The sequence below is a fragment of the Planctomycetota bacterium genome, from assembly GCA_038746835.1.
Classification (GTDB): Bacteria; Planctomycetota; Phycisphaerae; order Tepidisphaerales; family Tepidisphaeraceae; genus JBCDKH01.
In genome coordinates, this window is record JBCDKH010000240.1 from 1 (window position 1) to 4,813 (window position 4,813).

At 63.8% G+C, this 4,813-nt stretch carries 3 protein-coding genes; all 3 read left to right on the forward strand.

Features of this window, described 5'->3' with window-relative positions; translation table 11 throughout:
• Positions 1 to 1,786, forward strand: a 1,786-nt coding sequence (locus tag AAGI46_15850; protein MEM1013681.1) for a beta-agarase, incomplete at its 5' end; no start/stop codon positions are given.
• Positions 1,783 to 3,318: an arylsulfatase gene (locus AAGI46_15855; GenBank protein ID MEM1013682.1), complete on the forward strand. Its 1,536-nt coding sequence runs from the start codon at positions 1,783 to 1,785 to the stop codon at positions 3,316 to 3,318. The genes AAGI46_15850 and AAGI46_15855, both read left to right, overlap by 4 nt.
• Before the next feature lie 174 nt (positions 3,319 to 3,492).
• Positions 3,493 to 4,813 (forward strand): carbohydrate-binding protein (locus AAGI46_15860; protein ID MEM1013683.1); only part of this gene is annotated, 1,321 nt, incomplete at its 3' end.

The following is a 4,813-nucleotide window of genomic DNA, read 5'->3' on the forward strand; positions in this document are numbered from 1 at the left end:
CGCCCAGAGAGCGCCAGACGATCAAACGCTCGACTTCTTGCTCGATGATCTCGATGTCCGGTTCGGACGACAGCTCGGCCCCGTCCGCTGGGGCCTGGGCGGACGGGCGTCGTACCAGGAAGACCCGTCACGCCCGGGCTTTGTCGACGCCGACAACGTCCGCGAAGTCGCACGGCCGACGCCCTACGCCGAGAGCTTCAAAGCCAAGGCGGGCCGACTCAACGTCGTGGCCCACGGCGCTCATGCCGGGTTCCCCGACTTCATGGGCGAGCGGCAGACCGATGTGACGGCAGAGCAGGATCCGAAAAATCACCTGCCCGACAACATCGAAGCTGCCGCTGAGCTGTCTGCCCTCATTTTCAAGTACGGCTACTCCGACTTCGACCGCCCGATCTGGTACGAGCCGATCAACGAGCCGCACTGGACGCACTTTCGCGAGCAGCACCTGGCCGATTGGCACGTCGCGACGGTCGCGGCATTCGAAGCGGCCGCCCTCGACACGTTGGTCGGCGGGCCCTGCTTGTCCGTCGCCTACTTCTACAAGAACGGCTTCAACGGCTTCAACGGCCTGAAGCAGTTCATCGACGACACGGACGGCCGTCTGCCCTTCTACTCGTTCCACGCGTACGACTATTTCACGTGGGAAGACGGCGAACTCGGCGGACGCGTGACGTCCGGCCTTCCGCTGCACGGCTCGCTCGACATCGTCGCCGCGTACGGCCATCACGAGTACGGGCGCGTCTTCCCGATCGTCCTGAGCGAGCACGGCGGCTACGTCAATCGGGGCGCCGACGCCTTTCGCGACGACGTCATCGGCCCGCGACAAGACGTCACGACCGAGGCCGGCTGGGAGCATGAGATGCGGCGTCGGTCGCTCGACGCGTTCCAGCTGGTCAGCAGCGTCATCGCCAACACGCTGGTCTTCATGGATCACCCACACACTGTCGAGAAGGCGGTGCCCTTCATCCTGCCCGAGAGCATGGCGTGGGATCCGGAGTACTACTCGGTCATGTGGGTGCCCAAGCACTTCACCGACATGAACGACTGGGTGCCGACGGATAACCAGTTGTTCTACAAGCTCTTCGCGGGCGTTCAGGGGCAGCACGTTGTTGCCACCAGTGACGACCCCGACATTCAGGTGCAGGCGTTCCGCGAAGATTCGGATCTCTGGCTTGTTCTGAACAACCTCGCCGACAAGCCGGAGACGTTGCGGATCGATCTCGGAGAGATCACGGCATCCGGCACCGCCCGGCGCTTCGGCCACACCGACCAACTGACGCCGACCTTCAGCGAGGAGGCGGTGACGCGGCTCGACGCGTTCGAGCTCGCCGGCCGCGAGTCGGTTGTGATTCACGTCGAGGAGCTGCCTCGTGAGCCGATGACGACGGTGCTTGAGACACCGCTCTACGCCAAGACGATCGCCGCCCGAATCGATCCCGGCGACGTGCGTGACTTCCAGATCGACATTCCCGACGATATCGACCCGAACGCGATCAGCGGTGCCTCGCTCCGCCTGAGCGTTCAACGACCGCACGGGGCCGACCCTCGCGTCCATGTCAGAGTGAACGGCATCGACATCGAAGTCCCGCTCGAAGACGCCGCCAGTCGTTACGACGACGGCTCGGACGACTATGCAGCCTGCAAGATCGTTTCGCTCGATCCGGCGTTGCTCGCCGCGACGAACACGATCGAGGTTCGATTCGACGATGACGCGATCGGAAGCGTTGGAAGCGTCGTCCTCCGCGTTCAGACCCCAGCCGACCATTCGCAAGACCGCACACCATGAACCGACTCACTCTTTTCCTCGCGCTGGCTGCGATGCTTCTGGGCGTCGCGCTCACCAACAAGGCGACCGCGGCCGATGATGCCCGACCCAACATCGTCGTCGTCATGGCCGACGACGTCGGCCTGGGCGACATTGCTCACTACTACCGCGAATACACCGACAGCGAGCCGCCGCTCGAGACGCCAAACTTCGACGCGCTTGCGGCCCAGGGCATGTGGTTCACGGACGCCCATTCGCCGACCGCGCTCTGCTCGCCGACGCGGTACAGCATGATCTCGGGCAACTACACGTACCGGAGCTACGCGCCCTGGGGCATCTGGCAGACCTTCCGCAAATCGCCGTTCGAGCCGAATCAGGCCACGCTCGCGAGCATCGCTAAGGACGCGGGCTACGCGACGGGCTTCGTCGGGAAGTGGCACCTCGGCGGCGACTTCAACAAGGCCAGCGGCGAGGGCCTCTACCGCGGCGTCGATCGCGGAGAGGAGTTGAACGTCGACCTCACCAAGACGGTCGGCGGCGGGCCGGAGTTTGTTGGATTCGACTACGCGTTCAACGTGCCGTGCGGCGTGCAAGGCCCCGTCTACACGATGTATGAGAACGGCGTCTGGTACCCCTTCTCCGACGAGTCGGAGATCATTTTCCTCGATGACGACACGGTTCTCGATCCCAAGTTCCTGACGTCAAAGGGCTCAGGCATGGGCGACTCGATGTGGAACGCGCGTCGGCTGAACGACATCCTCTCGTCAAAGGTCGTCGACTTCATCGAGGCCAACTCCGGGGATGAGCCGTTCCTCGTCTACTTCTGCTCGCCCGCCGTGCACGTCCCGTGGACGCCGCCTGCGACGTTCGACGGCGAACAGGTCGCCGGCAGCACACCCACGCCGCACATGGACATGATCCGCGAGCTCGATCTGCAGATCGGCCGGATCGTCAAGGCCCTCAAGGGAGCCGGCGAGTACGAGAACACGCTCTTCATCTTCACCTCAGACAACGGCGGGCTCTTCACCAACCCGAAGCAGCACGGCCACGACGCCAGCGGGCTGTTCAACGGCTTCAAAAACTCGCCGCTGGAGGGCGGCCACCGCGTGCCGTTCATCGTGACGTGGCCCGCGAAAATCGAGGCCGGTACGTCGACCGACGAGCTGATCGTCGCGCACGACATCGTCGCGACGGTGGCGGACATCGTCGGGGCGACCGTGCCCGAAGACGAGGTGATGGATTCGCAGAGCTTTCTGCCGATCCTGACCGCGCAGCCTGGCGCTGAGGGCCGTGATTGGCTTCTGCTGCAGGCCGGGGCGAATCACGAGGTGTTGTTCCGCAAGGGCGACTGGAAGCTGATCATGCAGTCGAACCCGAAGCAGGAAGTGTTCGAGCCGATCGCCCTCTTCAACATCGCCGAAACGCCTTTCGAGCCGGCCGACGCGAATCTGATCGACGATCCGTCCGAGCAGGAGCGGGTGGCAGCGATGCTCAAGGAGTATCTGGCCCTGCGGGCGTCGCCCGACCGGACCACGCCGGTTATCGCACCGTGACCGAACCCGCCCTCAGAGGGCACTCGGCGGGATAAAGGGCGTCGCCCGGGCAACTTTACGTTGTAAACCTCCCAAATTCTGGTAGGCTCTTGGCTCCCGAACCCGGTGGCGACTGGAGGCGTCACCCCCTACCTGGGTCGGGCATTCTGAGCTAACAAGTTGAGGAGCACTGCGTTGAACAACGCCACATTGCAGCCGGTGAAGTCGGTCTTTCGGCGCTCGTTGATCGAGCAGCTCGAACGACGGAAGCTACTCGCGGGCGTTCCATACGGATCGTTCCCCTTCGTCATCACCGATGGTGCCCAGCTCGAGGCTGAGCACTTCGACATCGGTGGCGAGGGCGTTGCGTATCACGATCTGAGCTCATCGAACCTGGGCGGTGACCTTCGTCCGGATGAATCGGTCGATTTGGAGACCACCTCCGACGTCGGCGGTGGGTACAACGTCGGATGGACGCAGGATGGCGAGTGGCTCGAGTACATCGTCGACGTCGATGCTGGCACCTACGACATCCAGGCGCGGGTCGCATCGAACCTCAACGAAGCCGGTTCGCTTCGTCTGTCCATCGGCAGCGGTTCGAGCTTCACAACGCTCGGCACGCTCGATGTATCGTCGACCGGTGGCTGGCAAGACTGGCAGACCCTGACGCTCAACGGCGTCGAGTTGGACGGCGGCGCTCAGGTCCTCCGGGCCGAAGTGATCGGCGGCAGCTTCAACCTGAATTGGATCGGCTTCGACACGACCTCCACGGCCGGGACGACGAGGAGCATCGGTTCAGGGTTCTGGCAGGATTCAAGCATCTGGAGTGACGGCGTTCCGACCGATCAGGTCCGCGCGATCGTCTCGCAAAACACCGCCGTCTTGCTCGACGGTGACGCCGAAGCCCACCAGCTGGTCGTCCACGGCGTCCTCAGCGTCGTCGAGGCTCCCGGAGTCGAGCAGACGCTGACGACGGACTGGATCCACGTCAACAGCGGCGGCATCTTCCAGATCGGATCTGAGTCTAATCGGTACGACCAAGGCGACTTCACGCTCACGCTGACCGGCACCAACCCCGACGCCGACTACACCATCGAAACCGCCACCGGCACGATGCAGATCACCGACAACGACGGGTTCCTCATGCCCGCGATGGGCGGACGCCTGCAGTTTTTTGGTGAAGAGAAACTCAGCTTCACCAAGCTCAGCCAGACCGCCAACGCCGGGACCAATTCGATCATCGTCGAGAACGTCATCGAGCGCAACTTCGACGGCACCACCTCCGCCGCATCGGACGGCTCGCTGAACTGGGAAGTCGGCGACCAGATCGTCATCGCCAGCAGCACCCGCGATTACGACGACCAAGACGTCCGCACGATCACCGCGATCACCCCGTTGTCCGGCGACCGCACCCGTCTGACGCTAAACGCCAACCTGTCCCACCGCCACTACGGCGAGATCGAGACGTACGACAACGGCACGCGCAGCATCGACCTGCGCGCCGAGGTCGCGCTGC

What these genes read in the sequence shown, in the direction of transcription:
- AAGI46_15855 (MEM1013682.1), top strand. Translation starts at nt 1,783, where the DNA reads ATGAACCGACTCACTCTTTTCCTCGCGCTGGCTGCGATGCTTCTGGGC.